The sequence below is a fragment of the Aeromonas sp. 602658 genome, from assembly GCF_049173005.1.
Taxonomy (GTDB): Bacteria; Pseudomonadota; Gammaproteobacteria; order Enterobacterales; family Aeromonadaceae; genus Aeromonas; species Aeromonas veronii_A.
This window is the reverse complement of record NZ_JAAKRF010000002.1, coordinates 166,898-184,114: the sequence shown is the minus strand read 5'-3', so window position 1 is coordinate 184,114 and position 17,217 is coordinate 166,898. Positions and strand designations below refer to the sequence as shown.

The window sequence follows — 17,217 nt, the reverse complement described above, 5'->3', positions numbered from 1 at the left end:
AAGCTGCGATTCACCCTCTGCTGGGGTGCTCTATAGGCTCCTTGCAGACCAAGTGAGCAACTTGCTTGAGATAGCCACCGTTGGACTGGTGGCAATACTATGACGACGACAGGAATTTGAACCCGTATCCGCCCCCCTTGCTCTTGTTCGTGATAGTTACCTATCCGCGATTTCAATACCGAAATTCAGGGGTGACTTGTTCAATGGTAACACCAGAGGTAACACCAGGCAGAACAATCATCAAACCAAACAATTATTAATCAATGCATTAGAAACACAAGTCAGATTCCCCCAGCCCAAACGTTTGGAAAGGGCCCTCTCGCAAGAGGTGGCCCTTTTTTATCGAGTTTATCTAGCGTGAAAGCCTCAACGTCTCACAGAAAGCGCAGGGGAATATTCACACTGGGGGCTGTGACGTCAACAAACTGGTCAATACCACGCCACAACCTAGCATGCTCACGGAGTGCTTGCTGATAGGCCCAAGTGGCGATTGCGGTAGAACGCTCGGCGTCGATGCTCACCAGAGGGGACAGCTCGTCCGTGAGGTACGCCCCATGGGTCAGGATATTCTGCTCGTACCAGGCATCCCTGTGCTCGGGAGCGGCGAGAAAATCCCGTTTGCTCCGGTTACAGTTGGCGTGTGCCAGTACGAAGTTGTGGCCCAAATCGATTGGATAACGACGCCAGGGGATGAAATGGTCTACCTCACCACTCCCGTGTATCGCCTTGTTACAGTAAAAACAGGTTCCCCCCTGCAAGTCCCTCAAAACCTCCCCCACCCGTCCCAGCGCCTGACGGCTTGAACCAAATAGAAAATTCTCCAGCCCTACACTTGGGCCAATCAGTGGCTGATTCCCCTTGATGTCGCAGATAAGCTGCAACCAATGCTGTCGGGAGAGGGAGACCACCAGATCGTAAAAGCGGTGGAGACAGTAGAGAATTCCGGGGTTCAGGCAGATATGATCCGCGCCCCTTTGATGAGGATAGAGGTGGCACTCCTCTCGCCCACCCAGGATCTGCAGACGCCACAGGGGCCCCTCAACAAGGATGCGCCGAACTCGGGCAAGAAGAGGCCGCCAGGCGTCGTGCCGACGCAGTGCAGTTACCGAGCGGACCCCCTCTGCACGCAGCCGGGACAACTCCGTCAGCATGATGGCCTGACGACCGCTGCTCTGTTTGAGCAAGGTAGCCGTTTCTCCCGTCGCCGAGTAGGGCAGACTGTGCTGCCAATAAAGCTCCACAAACTTGGTGGCCAGTTCGTCCAGCGTAATAGTGCGCGCCGCGGTCAGATCATGGGTCTCGGTACTGCGCTCAATCGCGATATCTGCAATCCCGTGGAGCAAGGCGCACTTGTAAGTGGCCACAAAATCGCCTTCGGTAAAGATGCGTTGCAGATAGGCAATAAAAGCGAGTTGTTGCTCAGGGGAGGCGTGCATGTTCACCCCCAAGGATCAGACTCTGCCAACTCAAGCCGCTCCACCTCATCGACAGCTACCGGATACATGGCTCGCTCCCGCATCTCCTGCTCCGAGATAACCAGACGAAGACTCAGTACCAGATAACCATCTGGTGAGAGCAGCTCATGAAGACGTGCCAGCGCCAAGGGACGAGACTCCGGGGGTAGATGCATCCAGACAGCACTGAGCAAAATCAGATCAAAAGTACCGGTCACGCGAGAGAGAGCCGGCATAGCGTCATTGACCCACGCAACTGCAGCCTCACAGGTATGACATTGACCTTGTAGAGCGAGTGCCTGACAGGGCTCGGCAGCGACCACAGTGTTGCCCTGATGGAGCCCCGCTAAAAACGCGGCATCCCGACCACTGCCAGCCCCCACATCAAACACCCTGCGCGGTGCAGCCAAAAGCCAAGGCTCCAGCAGAGTGAGCCAGTCGCAATGAACAGTGCGCGCAGATACCTGCTGGTAACGGGTCGCCAATTCGGTGGCGTGGCGCTGCTAGTAATCGAGGGACACTATGCGTTCCGATCGGAGAAGTAAGAGAAATAGTCCAACAAGATCAGTGGGTTGACCATGACAAGGACGACACTTTCCACACATGAACGATTAAGGGGGCAGAGGCATTTACATAAACGGGATGCCAGCCAAAAGAAGCGCGGCCAGAGGGCTCTGAATGATGCCACCGCTCAACATTTCGGGTAATATTTGTCCAACTCACTGATCTCTTGGCACTTATTATCGCCATGAGAGGTCAACGCCAGATGGAGATGGCTATTAATGAACTCGACTGATGTCGTGGCCCTGTTTGGGGATGACTCGTGCTATCGAAAGGCTGGTTCTCATGGCTCGCCACGATCAACGTAACCCCCATATTCCACTGATCGCCTCCCACTGCTACGTGCAGAGACCTAACGCAACCCGACCGGACAGACTACGCCGCTTCGCCATGATGGGTATGTCGCAACTGGTGTTGGGCTATGCCGGACGCAGTAGCGAGACTCATCCTATCCACCGCCTGCTCAGTCAGATAAAGGTTGGCGATGCCGTGCGTATCGCTCCCGATAAAAACAACAAGCTTCATGTGTATCACCAGAATCACGAAATAGCTCGCCTCTCCCTGCTCGGCGAAGAGACCTGGAAATTCGACATGAATAGCATCCGTGAAGCCCGAGTGATTGCTCTGGTGGAACGACGTAAAGAACAGGAGAAAGAAGAGTATCAACCCCAGATATGCATCGAGCGCTGGGAGATCCCAATCATTGAGTTGGAGTTGTAACATCAGGTCTCAGTACAGCAAAACGGTGACCAGCGGCAATTTTCATCAGATGGCCCATCCAGAGCCATATCTGTATTCATTTTGCCGATCGCAAGGTGCAGCCAGTTCGGCTATTTCCAATGTCGCTTGCCCTGCGCCACAAACCGAAACAAAAGTTGCATATTTTAGGATATCCCTCATCGTGCCATCATGAGTAATCTCCATATCACATACAGCTTACGGTTGCTTTAATGGCCATAAAAGTGCAGGAAATGCGATGTTTTAACTCAACATAGGTAGTCAAAGTCCAGAGCGTCCTCCACGGATATCACCACCATTGAAATCGTTTTCTTTTTAGGCAAAGAACCTGAGTTAAATCAAATAAAGTTGAATGCCGTCTTTGGTATGGTGAGGAGATACCAAGCGATCCTCTCTGTCGCTTCCCCTGCTGGCTCCGCCAGATGCAGCATTTTCTGCGCCTTGAAAGCGAGTTATGACGCCATGATCACCATCACCCTCGATGGGGCTCAGTTGACGGTTGACCCGACCAGAACCCTGCTCCAGATAGCAAAACAGCACCAGATCGATATCCCCTCCCTGTGCAGTGACAACACCAGCGCTCCCAAAACGCCGTGCGATCTCTGCGTGGTCGAGATTGCCGGGCTCGGCATCCGGCGCGCCTGCGAGACGCGCCCCGAGGCAGGGATGGTGATCACGACCCAAAGCGATGTCCTGCACGAGCACCGCCAGCAGGAGCTCGGCCGCATCCTCGCAGATCACTACGCCGATTGCGAAGCCCCCTGCCAGCGCGCCTGTCCGGCCGGGGTGGACATTCAATCCTATCTGCATCACATCGCCATGGGGGAGCACGAGGCGGCGATGGCCGTCATCAAACAGACCCTGCCAATGCCTCTTTCCATCGGCCGGGTCTGCCCCGCATTCTGCGAGGCCGAGTGCCGCCGCGCGCTGGTGGATGAACCGCTGGCCATTCGCCACCTCAAGCGCCATGCCGCCGATCTCGATCTGGCCGAGATTGCCCCCTATCAACCAGCCAAGAAGCCCGCCAAGGGCAAGCGGGTGGCCATCATCGGCAGCGGCCCGGGCGGCCTCACCTGCGGTTATTATCTGGGTTACGAAGGGTTCGAGGTCGACCTGTTCGAGGCGATGCCCGAAGCAGGTGGCTGGCTGCGCTACGGCATCCCTGAATACCGGCTGCCCAAGGCGATCCTCAATCAGGAGATCGACCTGATGTGCCAAAGCGGCATGCGGATCCACACCAGGCAGCGACTGGGCCATCAGATCACCCTCTCGGCGCTGTGCCGCGACTATGATGCGGTCTGTCTGGCGGTTGGCGCTTCCAAGGCGGTGCCGATGGATTACCCGGGCAGCACCCTGGCCGGTTGCTATCTCGGGGTCGATTACCTCAAGGATCGGATGCTGGCCAAGCGGCTCACCACCGGCAAGAAAGTCGCGGTGATCGGCGGCGGTAATACCGCTATCGACTGCGCCCGCACAGCGGTACGCCTCGGCGCCGAAACCACCCTTATCTATCGCCGCACCCGCGCCGAGATGCCCGCCGAAGCGTACGAGATCGACGAGGCGGAGCACGAAGGGGTGCGCTTCATGATGCTGACCAATCCGGTGGAGAATCTGCCGGACAACCGTGGTCGCGTCTGTCAGGTGCGCCTCGAGAAGATGGCCCTCGGCGAGCCGGACGCCTCCGGTCGCCGCCGCCCGGAGCCAACCGGCGAGTACCTCATTGAAGAGTTTGATACCGTGATTGCGGCAGTGTCACAGCAGCCGGATCTCAGCTTTATGGAAGGGGAGCCCCTCACCCTCCCCTTCACCCGCTGGCAGACGCTGGAGTCCCACCCCGAGACCATGCACAGCGGCCACGGCAACCTGTTCGCCATCGGTGATCTGCGCCGCGGGCCCGCCACCGCCATCGAGGCGGTCGCCGATGGTCGCAAGGCCGCGCTGGCCATCGATCAGTTCCTCCACGGTGACATGATCGATCCGGTTCGTCCTTTCAACGCCTGCAAGGCTCCCAAACTCAAGCAGGTCGATCCCGCCCAGTTTGCCCATCTCAAGCAGGTCGCCCGTAGCATCATGCCTCATCTGGCAGATGCCGAGCGGGAGGGAAGCTTTGCCGAGGTGGAACGCGGTTTGAGTGATGCCGATGCCCGCAGCGAAGCCAGCCGCTGCCTCGAGTGCGGCTGTCAGGCCAACACCGATTGTGCACTGCGCGACTACGCCACCGAATACAAGGTCGAGCAGAGCGCTCTCGATACCAGCCAGTGCCAGAAGTTTGCAGTGGATAGCAGCAGCGAATTTATTGTGTTTGATGCCAACCGCTGCATCGGCTGCGGCCAGTGCGTGCAGACCTGTGGTGAGCAAGCGGTGCAGGGTGTGCTGCGCTTTGCCAAGAACAGCGATGGTACCCTCTCGAACCGGCCGCAGTTCGACACGGGACTCTCGATGGGCGACTCCCACTGCGTGCAGTGCGGCGCCTGCGTACAGGTCTGCCCCACCGGCGCCCTGGTGGATGCCCGCGACAAATCACAGGGGCGCACCGAACTGCTCACGCCGGTCAATACCATCTGCACCTACTGTGGGGTCGGCTGCGGCGTCACCCTCTATGTCGATGAGGCGCGCAACCGCATCCGCTATGTGGAGGGAAATCGCAACTCGCCGGTCAACCAGGGGCTGCTCTGCGTCAAGGGACGCTTCGGCTTTGACTTTATCCAGAGCGAGGAGCGCCTCACCACACCGCTTGTCCGCAAGGATGGCAAGCTGGTGCCCGCCAGCTGGCAGGAGGCCATCGCTCTGGTGGCCGAGCGCTTCACAGCCCTGCGCAAACGCTATGGCAGCGATGCACTGGCGGGTTTTTCGTCAGCCAAAACCACCAACGAAGAGAACTACCTGTTCCAGAAGTTCATGCGCCGGGAGCTGGGCACCAACAACGTGGATCACTGCGCGCGGCTCTGCCACGCCTCCACCGTCACCGGGCTGGAGGCGTCACTCGGCAGCGGCGCCATGACCAACGACATCCCGAGCATTGATCACTCGGATCTCATCTTCATCATCGGCTCCGACACCTCGGCGGCCCACCCCATCATCGGCTCCCATATCAAGCGGGCAGTCACCACGGGCAAGGCGCAGCTAGTGGTGGCCGATCCCAAGCGGATCGAGATGGCGGACCATGCCAGCCTCTATCTGGCTCACCGACCCGGCACCGACGTGATGCTGCTCAACGGCCTGATGCAGCAGATCATCCAGCACGACTGGCACGACAAGGCCTATATCGCCGCACGAGTAGAAGGGTTCGAAGCGCTGCAAGCGGAGGTGCTCTCCCCCGCCTATGCACCGGACAAGGTCGCCCTCGTCACCGGCGTACCGGCCGAGCAGGTGATCGAGCTCGCGCGCCTTATCGGCACCGCCGAACGCACCGCCATCTACTACTCGATGGGGATCACCCAGCACACTACCGGCCACGACAACGTGCGGGCCATCGCCAACCTGCAACTGCTGTGCGGCAACATCGGCATCGAAGGGGGTGGCATCAACCCGCTGCGGGGCCAATCCAACGTGCAGGGCGCCTGTGACATGGGGGCGCTGCCCAACTGCCTGCCCGGCTATCAGAAGGTGGCCAGCCCCGAGGTGCATGCCCGCTTCGTGGCAGCCTGGCAGCAGCCAGACTTGCCGCGCACGCCCGGCCTTACCCTCACCGAGACCATCGATGCCGCCTGCGCGGGCAGCATCAAGGGGCTCTATGTGATGGGTGAAAACCCGGTGCTGAGCGATCCGGATCAACACCACGTCATAGAAGGGCTCAAGCAGCTGGAGTTTCTGGTGGTGCAGGATATCTTCCTCTCGGAAACCGCCCAGCTCGCCGATGTGGTGCTCCCCTCCTGCTCCTTTGCCGAGAAGAGCGGCCACTTCACCAACACCGAACGGCGGGTGCAGCGCATCGCCCCTGCCCTCAAGGCGCCGGGTGACGCGCGGGAGGATTGGTGGATCATCCAGCAGATTGCCAATGCAATGGGCGGTGATTGGCGCTATCAGAATGCGCAGGAGATCACCGCCGAGATCTGCCGGGTAACCCCGCAATACGCCGGCATCCAGTGGGACAAGGTGGGAGCGCAAGGGCTACAGTGGCCCTGCAACGATGCGGCGCCCGAAGGCACTCGCCTGCTCCATGGCAAGCAGTTCACCCGTGGCAAGGGGGAGATGGTCGCGACCCCGTTCCGCTATGCAGCCGAACTGCCCGACGAGACCTATCCCATCGTGCTCACCACCGGCCGCCTGCTGGAGCAGTTCCACACCGGCACCATGACCCGCAAGACCAAGGGGCTCGACAAGCTGGCCGGGCCGCGGGTGATGATGAGCGTGGTGGATGCGCAGCGGTTGGGCATCAGCAACCGCGAGCAGGTGAAGGTCACCAGCCGCCGCGGCCATATCGAACTGCCCGCCTTCGTCACCAAACGGATGCAGCCGGGCGTGGTCTTTATCCCGTTCCACTTCGCCGAAGCCCCGGCCAACCGGCTCACCATCAATGCCACCGACCCTCACGCCAAGATCCCCGAGTTCAAGGTGGCAGCGGTGCGCATCGACAAGCTGACCAGCCAACACACCTCGACACCACAGCCAGAGATGGAGATAGCCTGACCGGAGATCAGGTAACACGCAGGATAATCCGCAATAAAAAGAGCCACCCGACGGGTGGCTCATTGCGTTCACCAATACCACAAGCCAGATCATTATCAGCCCCCGGACGCCACTGTCAGGGTCATACCGATACTCATGCGGTCACCTCTGGCGAGTAGCCGCAAACCGGGGTGACCGGCCAGGTGGTGGGCATTGGCGGCGTGACTCTGGGGCTCCAGACAGACGAAGCCACTCCCCTCATCGGGCTGATAGAGCATCAGGAAGGCACACTCGCTTGAAACCAGCAGCCGCTGCTGGCGGGCAGGATGGTCAAGCTCGGCCTGACCGCGCCAGCCGCCGTAACAGTTGTTGAGCCACCCTTGCGGGCGAGCCCACTGGCGAAAGTCGAGATGGGGCGCCAGCCTGCTCGACCAGTCGATCGGCAGATGATCTGCTCCCTCTTGCCAGACGCCGCTCGCCAGAAAACGGATGCGGGTCTGCTCGTCGCGCCAGAAGAAGGGGTGAAAACCCGCGCCGTAGAGACAGGGGCTCTCCCCAAGATGGGTCAGGCTGATCCGCGCCACCAAGCTCGCCCCCTGCAGCCGATAGTCGATCTCCGTCAGATAGTGAAAAGGGCCGCATTGGCTGGTCAACTGCAACGTCACCGAACTGGTAGAACCCGCCACCCACTGCAATGACTGCAACCAGCCATCGCCGTGCAGGAAAAAGTCGGGATCGACGGGACTTTCTGGCAAGCGATGCTCCTCCCCCCACAACTCAAAACGGTTGCCTGCGACCCGGTTGGCCAGCGGCAACATGGGAAACAGCGCGCTCTGGCCGGGATGCCAGGGCTGCGCCAGGTCAGTGTCGCGCAACAGCGGGCGCCCCTGCTCATCCTCCAGCCCCAGCAGACAGGCCCCTTGTGTTGAAACCCGCATACGAAGATGCGGGTTGCCCAATGTGTAAACTGTCATGCCGAGGCGCTCGCCTTGGTCGGCGTCAGTTCGACCTTGCCCTGGGCCAGTTGGGCTTCCAGTGCCTCCAGCGTCACCCCTTTGGTCTCAGGCACCTTGCGATAGATAAAGATGAGACCGGCAAAACAGATAAGGCCATAGAGCAGGAAGCTGCCCGCAGCCCCCAACCCGGCATTGAGCAGCGGGAAGGTGTAGGTCAGCACGAAGCAGGCGATCCAGAGCGCCAGCGTACCGGCCGACATCGCCAGCCCACGCACCCGATTCGGGAAGATCTCCGAGAGCAGCACCCAAGTGACCGGCGCCAGGGTCAAGGCATAGATGGCGATGGCCGCCAATACCAGCAGCAAAACCGGCAGCCCCAGTACGCCTGTGGCGTAGGCCGCCGCCATCATGCCGTAGATAATGGTCAGTCCCGCCGAGCCAATCAGCATCAGCTTGCGGCGGCCAATCTTGTCCACCATGGGCAGCGCGATCAGGGTAAACAGCAAGTTGATAAGACCGGTGGCGACGATGGATTTGAGGGTGCTGTTGATGTCAAACCCGGCGGAGGCAAAGATCTCCTGCGCATAGTTGAAGATCACGTTGATGCCGCACCACTGCTGGAACACCGCCAGCACAATCCCAATGATGAGGATCGGCCGCACCGAGGGTTTGCCCAGCTCCGCCAGCGAGACCTTGTGGGTCTCGCCCACTAGGGTCTGACGGATATCGGCCAAGGTCTGCTTGGCATAGGCATCCCCGCCAATCTTGCCGAGCATGCGGGAGGCTTTCTCATACTGACCATCTTTGGCCAACCAGCGCGGCGACTCCGGCACGAAGAACATCAACACCAGAAACGCCAGCGCTGGTACCAATTCGGCACCGAACATCCAGCGCCAGCCGGACTGTCCATTCCAGGTCGCCAGAATATCGGCCTGAGTCGCATTGCTCGCCACCGGATCGGCGATCATCAGATTCACCAGCTGAGCCGCCAGCACACCGATGACTATGGTGAGCTGGTTGATGGCCACGAACTTGCCGCGCTTGTTGGCCGGGCTAATCTCGGCGATGTACATGGGCGAGAGCGCAGAGGCCAGACCGATGCCGATCCCGCCGATGATGCGATAAACCACAAACAGATCGAAGTTGCTGGCCGCAGCCGTGCCCCACGCCGAGATGGTGAAGAGGATGGCGGCCAGGATCAGCGGCTTCTTGCGACCAAAGCGGTCGGCTGACCAGCCGGAGATGGCGGCCCCCAGCACGCAGCCCACCAGCGCCGAGCTCATGGCCCAGCCGGACTGGGCCGGATCCGTGATGGCAAAATAGGCCTCATAGAAGGGCTTGGCCCCGCCAATCACGACCCAGTCATAACCAAACAGCAGGCCACCGCAGGCGGCCACCAAACAGATCATCCAGATGTAGCTCATATTGAGCCCATTCGTATCCAATTGATTTTTCGTGCGTTCCATGACTAATCCTTTCTATCTTGTCGATTGTAGGGTGCAGTGGCGCCCCTCACCGTGGCGGGGCGCCGGTTTTTGTTATGAGAGTTATGAGTGGAGTGACAGCTCGCGGCAGATCAGGGCAAAGAGGTGCCCCTTGTCGTGAGCCGGGTTAAGGATGAGCAGCTCTCGCAAGGTCTGTTCACAACCATCCCGCTGACCCAGCCCCAACAGACCGAGCGCTCTGACCAGCAGACAGTGCTGGCGATGTTTGTGCTGCGGGTCGTCATCCAGCACGATGAGATCCGGCAGTGAGACGGCGAAGAAGTCCGCCTCGACAGACTCGCCCATCGCCTGCTCGGCCCAGCCGACCATCCCTTCAAAGAGACGCTGCGCCTCCGCAACCCGACCAAGACGTGCCAGCGCCATACCCTGATAGAAGAGATAATCCACCGGCTGATCGTTGTAGTAGCGGCTGGCCCCGAGCGATCCTTGGCCGAGGCAGGCCTGTTGCAGGCACTGGGCCGCCAGACTCTGGTTGTCACAGGCCAGATGGCAGAGCGCCAACAGGTAGTGGATATCGTTGTCGGTCTGTCCAACCAGACGCCCCTCTCCCAGATTGAGGGGGTAGTGCAGCGCCTGTTGCAGCAACGGAATAGCCTGCTCGTGGCGTCCCTGAATCATCAACGCCAATGCCCGGCGTTGCTGATTGATGAGGTACTGGCCGGTCACCTTGCCCTCGCCCCCCTCCCAGGGGTGGAATTCGCGCAGCCGCAAGATCTCTGCCGCCGCCTCCAGCTGGCCGGTGATGTGATAGAGACTGATCAGTTCGGCGGTCAGATCGTCGCGCTTGAGGGCGACCTCACGATGCGCCTCCAGCAGCGCCAGCCGCTCGGCGGGTGCCATGGCGCAGCGCTTGTGCAGCTGATCCAGTTCAAACAGCAAACGGGCATCATCCGGCTTGAGGGAAAAAGCCCGGCTCAGACACTGCTCGGCCGCCACCGGATCGCCGCTCTTGTTGAAGTGATAGATGCCAAGGTTGCGCCATGCCGGGGCAAACCCGGGCGCCTGCTCGCACACCTGCTGCCACAGGGCAATGGCTTGCGGGTAGCTGCGCTTGCTGTAGTGGAAGCAGCCCAGCAGGTAGCTGGCAAACCAGCTGTGTGGCAGTTGCGCCAGCATGGCCACCTCGCCAAGGGTATTGGGGAAGCGCACCTTGCGGCCAAAGGCCTGCTCGGCCCGTTGCAGCAGGGCATCCTGCGCCTCACCTTCCGGCAACAATGCAGCCTGGAACAGCAGCGGCAGGGTCTCCTCTACCGGCAGTATTGAGAGCAGTTGCTGCGCCAGCTCGGGGCGTCCCAGCGCCAGCAGATCGCTTGCCAGGAAGCAGAGATTCACCCCGCGCCCGTTGCACAGGGTGCGCAGCGCCTCGAGATCGGTCGGCTGCTCGCTTGCCAGCCAGCGCAAGAAGGCCAGCTGATAGTGAAGTGGATAACGAACGCGCTGCTCGTCGATATAGGCGATGGCCGCCTCCTGCTCACCAGACTCCAGCAGCGCCAACCCTTTGAGGGCGATAGCGCCGTAGTGGGTGCCGTTGACGGCAAGACTCTTCTCGACAAATTGCAGTGCCTGCGCGGGATCCCGGCGCACCATGGCGATGCGGGCCAGCCCGAAGAAGCCACTGTCGCGGCAGTTACCGCTCCAGGTCGCCTTGTAGAAGTCATCGAAGGCGGCATCGAACTGCCCCAAACGTTCCTCGATATGGCCACGCAGCAAGCTCGCCTTGCCACACTGGGGGTTCTTGTTGAGGCGATGGGCACGGACCAGCGCCTGATTGACGTAGGTCAGCGCCTGCTCATAGTTGGCGCGGTTGTACTCCAGCGTTGCCAGCGCCAGGTTGCAGCGATAGTCGCCGCCATCGAGCTCCAGAGCCCGCAGGTAGTAATCAAAGGGCGAGCGGCTGGCGTGCAGATACTGCTCAAGATGCTGGCCGATGAAGTAGAGCTCGTCGACCGAGTCGAGATTGACGGCAGGTTCCGGCGCGGTGGCCGGATCCGGCAGGGCTTCGCCTGCGGGCTGATGCTCGAGATAGCTCAGGATCGGCTGGCCCTGCTCATCCAGCAGGCGTACCTGCAAGCGTCCCTCGCTGGTGATGGCCTGCGGCTCAAGCCAGGCCTGACCCGGCTGCAGATCTAGCGTCTGGGTGAACAGCACGCCACTCTCATCACTCACTTCGAAACGGGCGTGGCACAGCGGCGCGATCGCGTAGGCACCGCACAACAGACCGTCCTCGCTACGCTCCAGCTTGATGGCGGCGCGGGTGTTAGCGTTTTGCAGGGTACCGAGGGTGTTGTAGGGCAGGAAGTTCTGCACAAACACCTTCTCCTCCCCCGCATCCAGCCAGGTAAAGTCAGGTTGGTTGTCGGTATAGACCCCGGTCATCAGCTCGATGTAGGGGCCGTTGTCATCGGTCAGGTTGCGATCCCAGGCCAGACCGAAGTCACAGTTGCCCCAGCTCCACTGCTTCTTGCCCGGCGAAACGTGGTGATCCGCCACGTGCAACAGGCCGCCCTGCTCGTCATGGCAGTAGGCGCCGACGAAGTCGTAGTCAGACTTGTCCGCCATATAGGAGGTGGGTACCGGAATATTGCGGTAACGGGAGATATCGACCCCGGCGGAGTAGTCCACCTTGTAGTAGGTGCCGCGGGCGATGGGGAAGGCACTGACGTCGCGCTTGCCGTGGTCATAGACGGCGGTCACATCGGGCGGGAAGACGCTCTGGTGGGCATCGCCCCCTTTCACCGCCGGGTTGGACCACCAGAGGAAGTGGCGCGGCGTGTCGTTGCCGTTGAACACCTTGCCAGTGATCTCGATGAGCGCCTTGTCGGGATAGAGGGTAAACCCCGCCATCACCTGCAGACCACGCATCGGCTCCACCTCGCCGAGCCAGACGGTCTTGGCGCCGCCCTCCCGCTCCGTAATGGTGAAGTCCACCGGCATGAAAGTGGTGGGTCTGTGGTGCTGCGGCCAGTTGAACTCGATGCCGCCGGAAATCCAGGGCCCCACCAGCCCCACCAGCGCCGGTTTGATCACCTCGTTGTAATAGACGAAGTCGCGATTCATCACCTTGTCATAGGCACGGTGGATACGCCCCCCCAGCTCCGGCAGCAGCATCACCTTGATAAAGTCGTTCTCCAGCCAGACCGCCTGATAGGACTTCATCTGCTTCTGGCCGGTGAGGGTGTCGATCACCCCATAGGGATAGACAGCCCCCGAGGAGCCCTGATAGACCCGCTTCTCGAGAAACATGGGGTTGGGATCTTCGGCGCCAACCTCGTAGGTCGGCAGTGAGATGGTCTCTACCCAGACCTTGACATCAGCTCTCATTAATCTCGCCTCACTCAACATTTGTTAGTAAAGTTTTCAGTGAGACCAGATTAGAATGGTTAAACCTGCATTAATTGCTGAAAGATCACGCAATACAGTAAGCGGAGTTTAGTGAAGCGATGAGCATAGGGTTGAACAACCAGAAGGTCCGCCACCACAACAAGCAGGTGCTGCTTGCCCTGCTCTATCAGTTAAAAGAGGCGAGCAAGTCCACCCTGGCGCGCCACTGCGAGCTCTCCATTCCGGCGGTCAGCAAGATCCTTGACGAGTTGGTGGCCGATGGCGCCATCAGCCACAGCGATCAGAACCTCTCCCAGCGCGGCATCAATGGCGGCAGCTACCGCATTGCCAGCGGTCAGGGGGCCATTCTTTGCCTCAATATCAGCCCCACCCATCTGGAGAGCATCCTGGTGGATAACCTGATCACCCCGCTGGATGAATTCAGCGACCAGAAGATTGCCCCGCAAACCCCCGATGAGCTGCTGCACCTGATTGAAGCGCACTACTACCAGCACAAGCGCCGCCACAAGGGACTGGCGATCCGGCTGGCCTTGGCGGTACACGGTCAGGTCAACCCGGCGACCGGGGTATCGCAAACCATGCCGCAAGCACCCTGGCATGCGCCGGTCGAGCTCAAGTACCTGCTGGAGGAGCGGCTGGGTTGCGAGGTGATGGTGGATAACGACTGCATCATGCTGGCGCTGGCCCAGAAGTGGCAGGACCGGGAAGGGAACGGGGATTTTTGCGTCATCAACGTCGATTACGGTATCGGCTCGGCCTTTATCATCAACGACCAGATCTACCGGGGCGCCCTGTTTGGCAGCGGCCAGATAGGGCACACCATCATCAATCCGGACGGCAGCGCCTGTGCATGCGGCCGCTATGGCTGCCTGGAGACAGTCGCCTCGCTGTTTGCCATTAAGAAACGGGCCCGGGTCTTTCTCAAACAACAAGCCAGTGCCGACAACCCGGCGCAGACTGGTGTAGAGCTGGATACCGCCCAACTGCTCACGCTCTACCATCAGGGGGATGCCATGATCCGCGCCCTGGTGGACGAAGGGGCCCGCGCCATTGGCCTGAGCCTCTACAACTTCCTCAATATCCTCAACATCAACCGCATCTGGCTCTATGGCCGCAGCTGCCACTTTGGTGAAACCTGGCTGCAAACGATCGTCAGTCAAACCGGCGCCAACCCGTTCGACTGCAGCGATGCGGTCAACGCCACCCATATCCGTTTCGGCCAGCTCAGCCGCGCCCAGCAGGTGATGGGGATTGGCTATCTCTATGTGGAGCGAGCCTTGGCAAAAGCCATGTAAAAAGGGCAGGTTTCACAAATGAAACCTGCCCTCACGATCTGGTGCCGATAAGGGGAATCGAACTCCTGACCTTCGCATTACGAAAGCAAACTGCAATTCATATAAATCAATAGCTTTTTCCATTTAATAGGGTTTATGCCACAATCTTGCCACACTCAGCAGCAAGTTATGGTATTTGGCTATGGCAACGTTCCGTAAGCGCGGCCCCTATCAATGGGAAGCCCAGGTACGCCGCAAGGGGTATCCGGCTCAGAGTAAAACCTTCAACACAAAGGCGGAGGCGGAGGCCTGGTCTAAAGTCATTGAATCTGAGATGACCCGAGGGATTTGGGTCAGCAGATCCGAAGCTGAAGCAACCTCGCTTTATGAGGCTCTATGCCGCTATGAAACTGAGGTTGTTCCGCATAAAAAGGGAGCCGTGCAAGAGCTCTCACTCATCCGCATCTACAAGGCATTACCTTTGGCATCACGCGCATTGGCATCCATTCGTGGAGCGGATGTTGCAAAGCTAAGGGACGAGTGGCTGAAAGATTATCAACCTGCAACAGTCCTCCGGCGGCTTGCCCTGCTCTCCCACATCTTCAACATGGCCCGTAAAGAATGGGGAATGGAAAGTCTATCCAATCCACTGGAGCTAATTCGTAAGCCCCAAGCTGATAACGCACGTACAAGGCGTATAGCAGCTTCTGCAACGCCAGCACATTGTCCCCAGAGCCAGGATGAAGAAAGCGCACGTAGAGCATCAGAAGGTGAAATAGAGCGGGTCATCGCTGCCAGTGGCTCAAGAGTCTTACCATCGTTGGTCATACTGGCATTGGAAACGGCCATGCGGCGGAGTGAGCTGGTTAGCTTGCGCTGGGAGCACATCGATCTGGAACGCAGAGTTGCACACCTGCCATCGACCAAAAATGGCAGTGCGCGCGATGTGCCGCTATCAACCCGAGCAGTTGTTACTCTGCAATCTGTAGGAGTCGCAGCTACAGGTCGGGTTTTTGATATCCGAGCTGATGCGGTCACACGAGCCTTTGAGCGTGCAGTCAAGCGTGCTAGACAAACCTACGAGCTAGAATGCCAAACTCAAAGTTTGATACCAGTAACCAATTTTCTCAGTGACCTGCGTTTCCACGATCTACGTCATGAAGCAACTTCCCGTCTGGCCGAGATCTTTCCTATGCATGAGTTAACGAAAGTAACAGGACATAAAGATCCTCGCATGCTTTTAAGGTATTACCATCCTAGGGCTGAAGACTTAGCGAGAAAACTGTTATGAACCCTACTTTATGATTGGGTCTCTGTGATAATTTTCATTATAAATGACTTTGTATAGGGCAATAAATAAGGAGGGAAAGTGAAGAAATTTAAAGTAAATTCGCTTCATGAGTTGGAAGAAATCATTCCCACATTTGGTCAAAATGTTCTTTTTCGGGGCCAGCTTGAACATTACGGCACACCCGAAGAATTATCTATTAAAGCATCATTCGATCGTACGCCTTGCATTCCTACAGAGACAATGAAGTGGTTACGTTATGCCAGTAATGTTCTTGAGGGATTTATTGGAGGCCATGTTAATGACATGAGCTATGTTCAAGCACTGTTACAACATTATGGTTGGAGATCTTTTTACGTAGATTGTTCTTCAAGTCCTGCAGTGAGTGCATGGTTCGCTAGTCATAAATACACCAATTCATTCCGAATAGACATGTGTGAAGATTGTGGTGAAAATTTTATATGGCAAAGGAAAAAGCATGCTGATTATAACTTTGAGGATGGTGATGGGCATATTTATGTGATTGATAAATCAATCGCTACAGGGGTGGGTCTTGTAGACCTAGCAACATTACAAGTAGATGGTTTTTTCCTCCGTACTCAAGCACAAAAGGCATGGCTTTTAGGCCCTACTCTTGGGAGGCCAGTTCCAAAAGAATGCTTTATTGCTCAAATAACAGCAAGTCGAACCGTTCTTCGTGACTATGCAGTTGCACATGGATTAACAGATACGAATTCTCTCTTTCCATCACCAGCAAGCGACCCTATTTTAAAAGCACTTTTGGAGTTGCCCTGGAGAGAAATAGAGTCCATTCGAGATCCTAATTTCCCAGTTCCTGTTTTTAAACGTACTCTTGAGCTACCAGAATATCAAGATAGCTTTGAAAAAATAGCACCTCCAAATATAGCTTTTTACCAGGGCAGGAAAATTAGTGAGATATTTAGTTCAATAGATAGTTTGAATGGCAAGCTTACCAATGGGGAAATACTTTCATTACCAGAAGTTATTCTTTTCGGTTCTGCCGATGACAAGACACCATTATACTTCCCTCAAGTTGAAAGTTTGCTTCAAGGGAAGAAATACATAGCATTTGAAACTGATGAGATAATTAAACGCTCAAATATAGGATATGACCTTGTCTATCAAAAAGGAATCGGTGTCATTTCTCATGAACCTGAACTTTTTGAAGTTTGTGAACTGATTGTTATGCACCCAGGCATAAACATGACCAACGTTGGTTTTTCTCCTGGTTGGTTTTATCGTAGAGAGCCGAACGGTTTATGGGTACATGAGCATCATGATGGTGAATGCAGCTGCAACAACGATAAAATTCATAAAAGACATATATCAGCACTTCATATTGTTGAAAATTTATTCCAAGATAATCCCTTATTGTAAACCTATAAAAAAACGATTTAATATCATCTCCCAGTAAAACTATTTATTGGGAAATGATATCTAAAAAGTCAAAAACCAGATCCAGGTCTCATT

General features: G+C 57.5%; 10 protein-coding genes. 5 read left to right on the top strand and 5 right to left on the bottom strand.

Translation table 11 applies throughout. The features are described from left to right. Positions 1 to 374 precede the first annotated feature (374 nt). Both G5253_RS03110 and G5253_RS03105 read right to left on the bottom strand, forming a co-directional pair. Positions 375 to 1,436: an HNH endonuclease gene (locus tag G5253_RS03110; RefSeq protein WP_421202652.1), complete on the bottom strand. Its 1,062-nt coding sequence runs from the start codon at positions 1,434 to 1,436 to the stop codon at positions 375 to 377. A 2-nt stretch (positions 1,437 to 1,438) separates the two neighbouring features. Further along, positions 1,439 to 1,864: a class I SAM-dependent methyltransferase gene (locus tag G5253_RS03105; protein ID WP_421202651.1), complete on the bottom strand. Its 426-nt coding sequence runs from the start codon at positions 1,862 to 1,864 to the stop codon at positions 1,439 to 1,441. Positions 1,865 to 2,300: 436 nt separating this feature from the next. On the opposite strand from G5253_RS03105, the gene G5253_RS03100 reads away from it, so the two are divergent. Both G5253_RS03100 and fdhF read left to right on the top strand, forming a co-directional pair. Further along, the gene (locus G5253_RS03100; protein ID WP_216951753.1) at positions 2,301 to 2,735 is read left to right on the top strand and encodes a hypothetical protein; all 435 of its coding nucleotides are present in this window, start codon (positions 2,301 to 2,303) and stop codon (positions 2,733 to 2,735) included. Positions 2,736 to 3,215: 480 nt separating this feature from the next. Then, positions 3,216 to 7,382: a formate dehydrogenase subunit alpha gene (gene fdhF, locus G5253_RS03095; RefSeq protein WP_421202650.1), complete on the top strand. Its 4,167-nt coding sequence runs from the start codon at positions 3,216 to 3,218 to the stop codon at positions 7,380 to 7,382. 95 nt (positions 7,383 to 7,477) lie between these two features. Here fdhF and G5253_RS03090 read toward each other — a convergent pair whose 3' ends face one another. From G5253_RS03090 to G5253_RS03080, 3 genes are all read right to left on the bottom strand, one after another. Continuing rightward, on the bottom strand, positions 7,478 to 8,335 hold the full coding sequence (locus G5253_RS03090; RefSeq protein ID WP_421202649.1) for an aldose 1-epimerase: 858 nt from the start codon (positions 8,333 to 8,335) through the stop codon (positions 7,478 to 7,480). Continuing rightward, entirely contained in the window at positions 8,332 to 9,783 is a 1,452-nt protein-coding gene (locus G5253_RS03085; RefSeq protein ID WP_033136275.1) for a sugar porter family MFS transporter, read from the bottom strand. The genes G5253_RS03090 and G5253_RS03085 overlap by 4 nt, the downstream gene beginning before the upstream one ends. 81 nt (positions 9,784 to 9,864) lie before the next feature. Then, positions 9,865 to 13,143: a DUF5107 domain-containing protein gene (locus G5253_RS03080; protein WP_266135593.1), complete on the bottom strand. Its 3,279-nt coding sequence runs from the start codon at positions 13,141 to 13,143 to the stop codon at positions 9,865 to 9,867. A 119-nt stretch (positions 13,144 to 13,262) separates the two neighbouring features. On the opposite strand from G5253_RS03080, the gene G5253_RS03075 reads away from it, so the two are divergent. The 3 genes from G5253_RS03075 (at position 13,263) to G5253_RS03065 (ending at position 17,124) form a co-directional block, all read left to right on the top strand. Further along, the gene (locus G5253_RS03075; RefSeq protein ID WP_227274063.1) at positions 13,263 to 14,459 is read left to right on the top strand and encodes an ROK family transcriptional regulator; all 1,197 of its coding nucleotides are present in this window, start codon (positions 13,263 to 13,265) and stop codon (positions 14,457 to 14,459) included. Positions 14,460 to 14,640: 181 nt separating this feature from the next. Continuing rightward, positions 14,641 to 15,729: a tyrosine-type recombinase/integrase gene (locus G5253_RS03070; protein ID WP_421202648.1), complete on the top strand. Its 1,089-nt coding sequence runs from the start codon at positions 14,641 to 14,643 to the stop codon at positions 15,727 to 15,729. A gap of 78 nt (positions 15,730 to 15,807) precedes the next feature. Further along, complete coding sequence (locus G5253_RS03065; protein ID WP_421202647.1) at positions 15,808 to 17,124, top strand: FRG domain-containing protein; 1,317 nt, start codon at positions 15,808 to 15,810, stop codon at positions 17,122 to 17,124. The last annotated feature ends 93 nt before the right edge of the window (positions 17,125 to 17,217 follow it).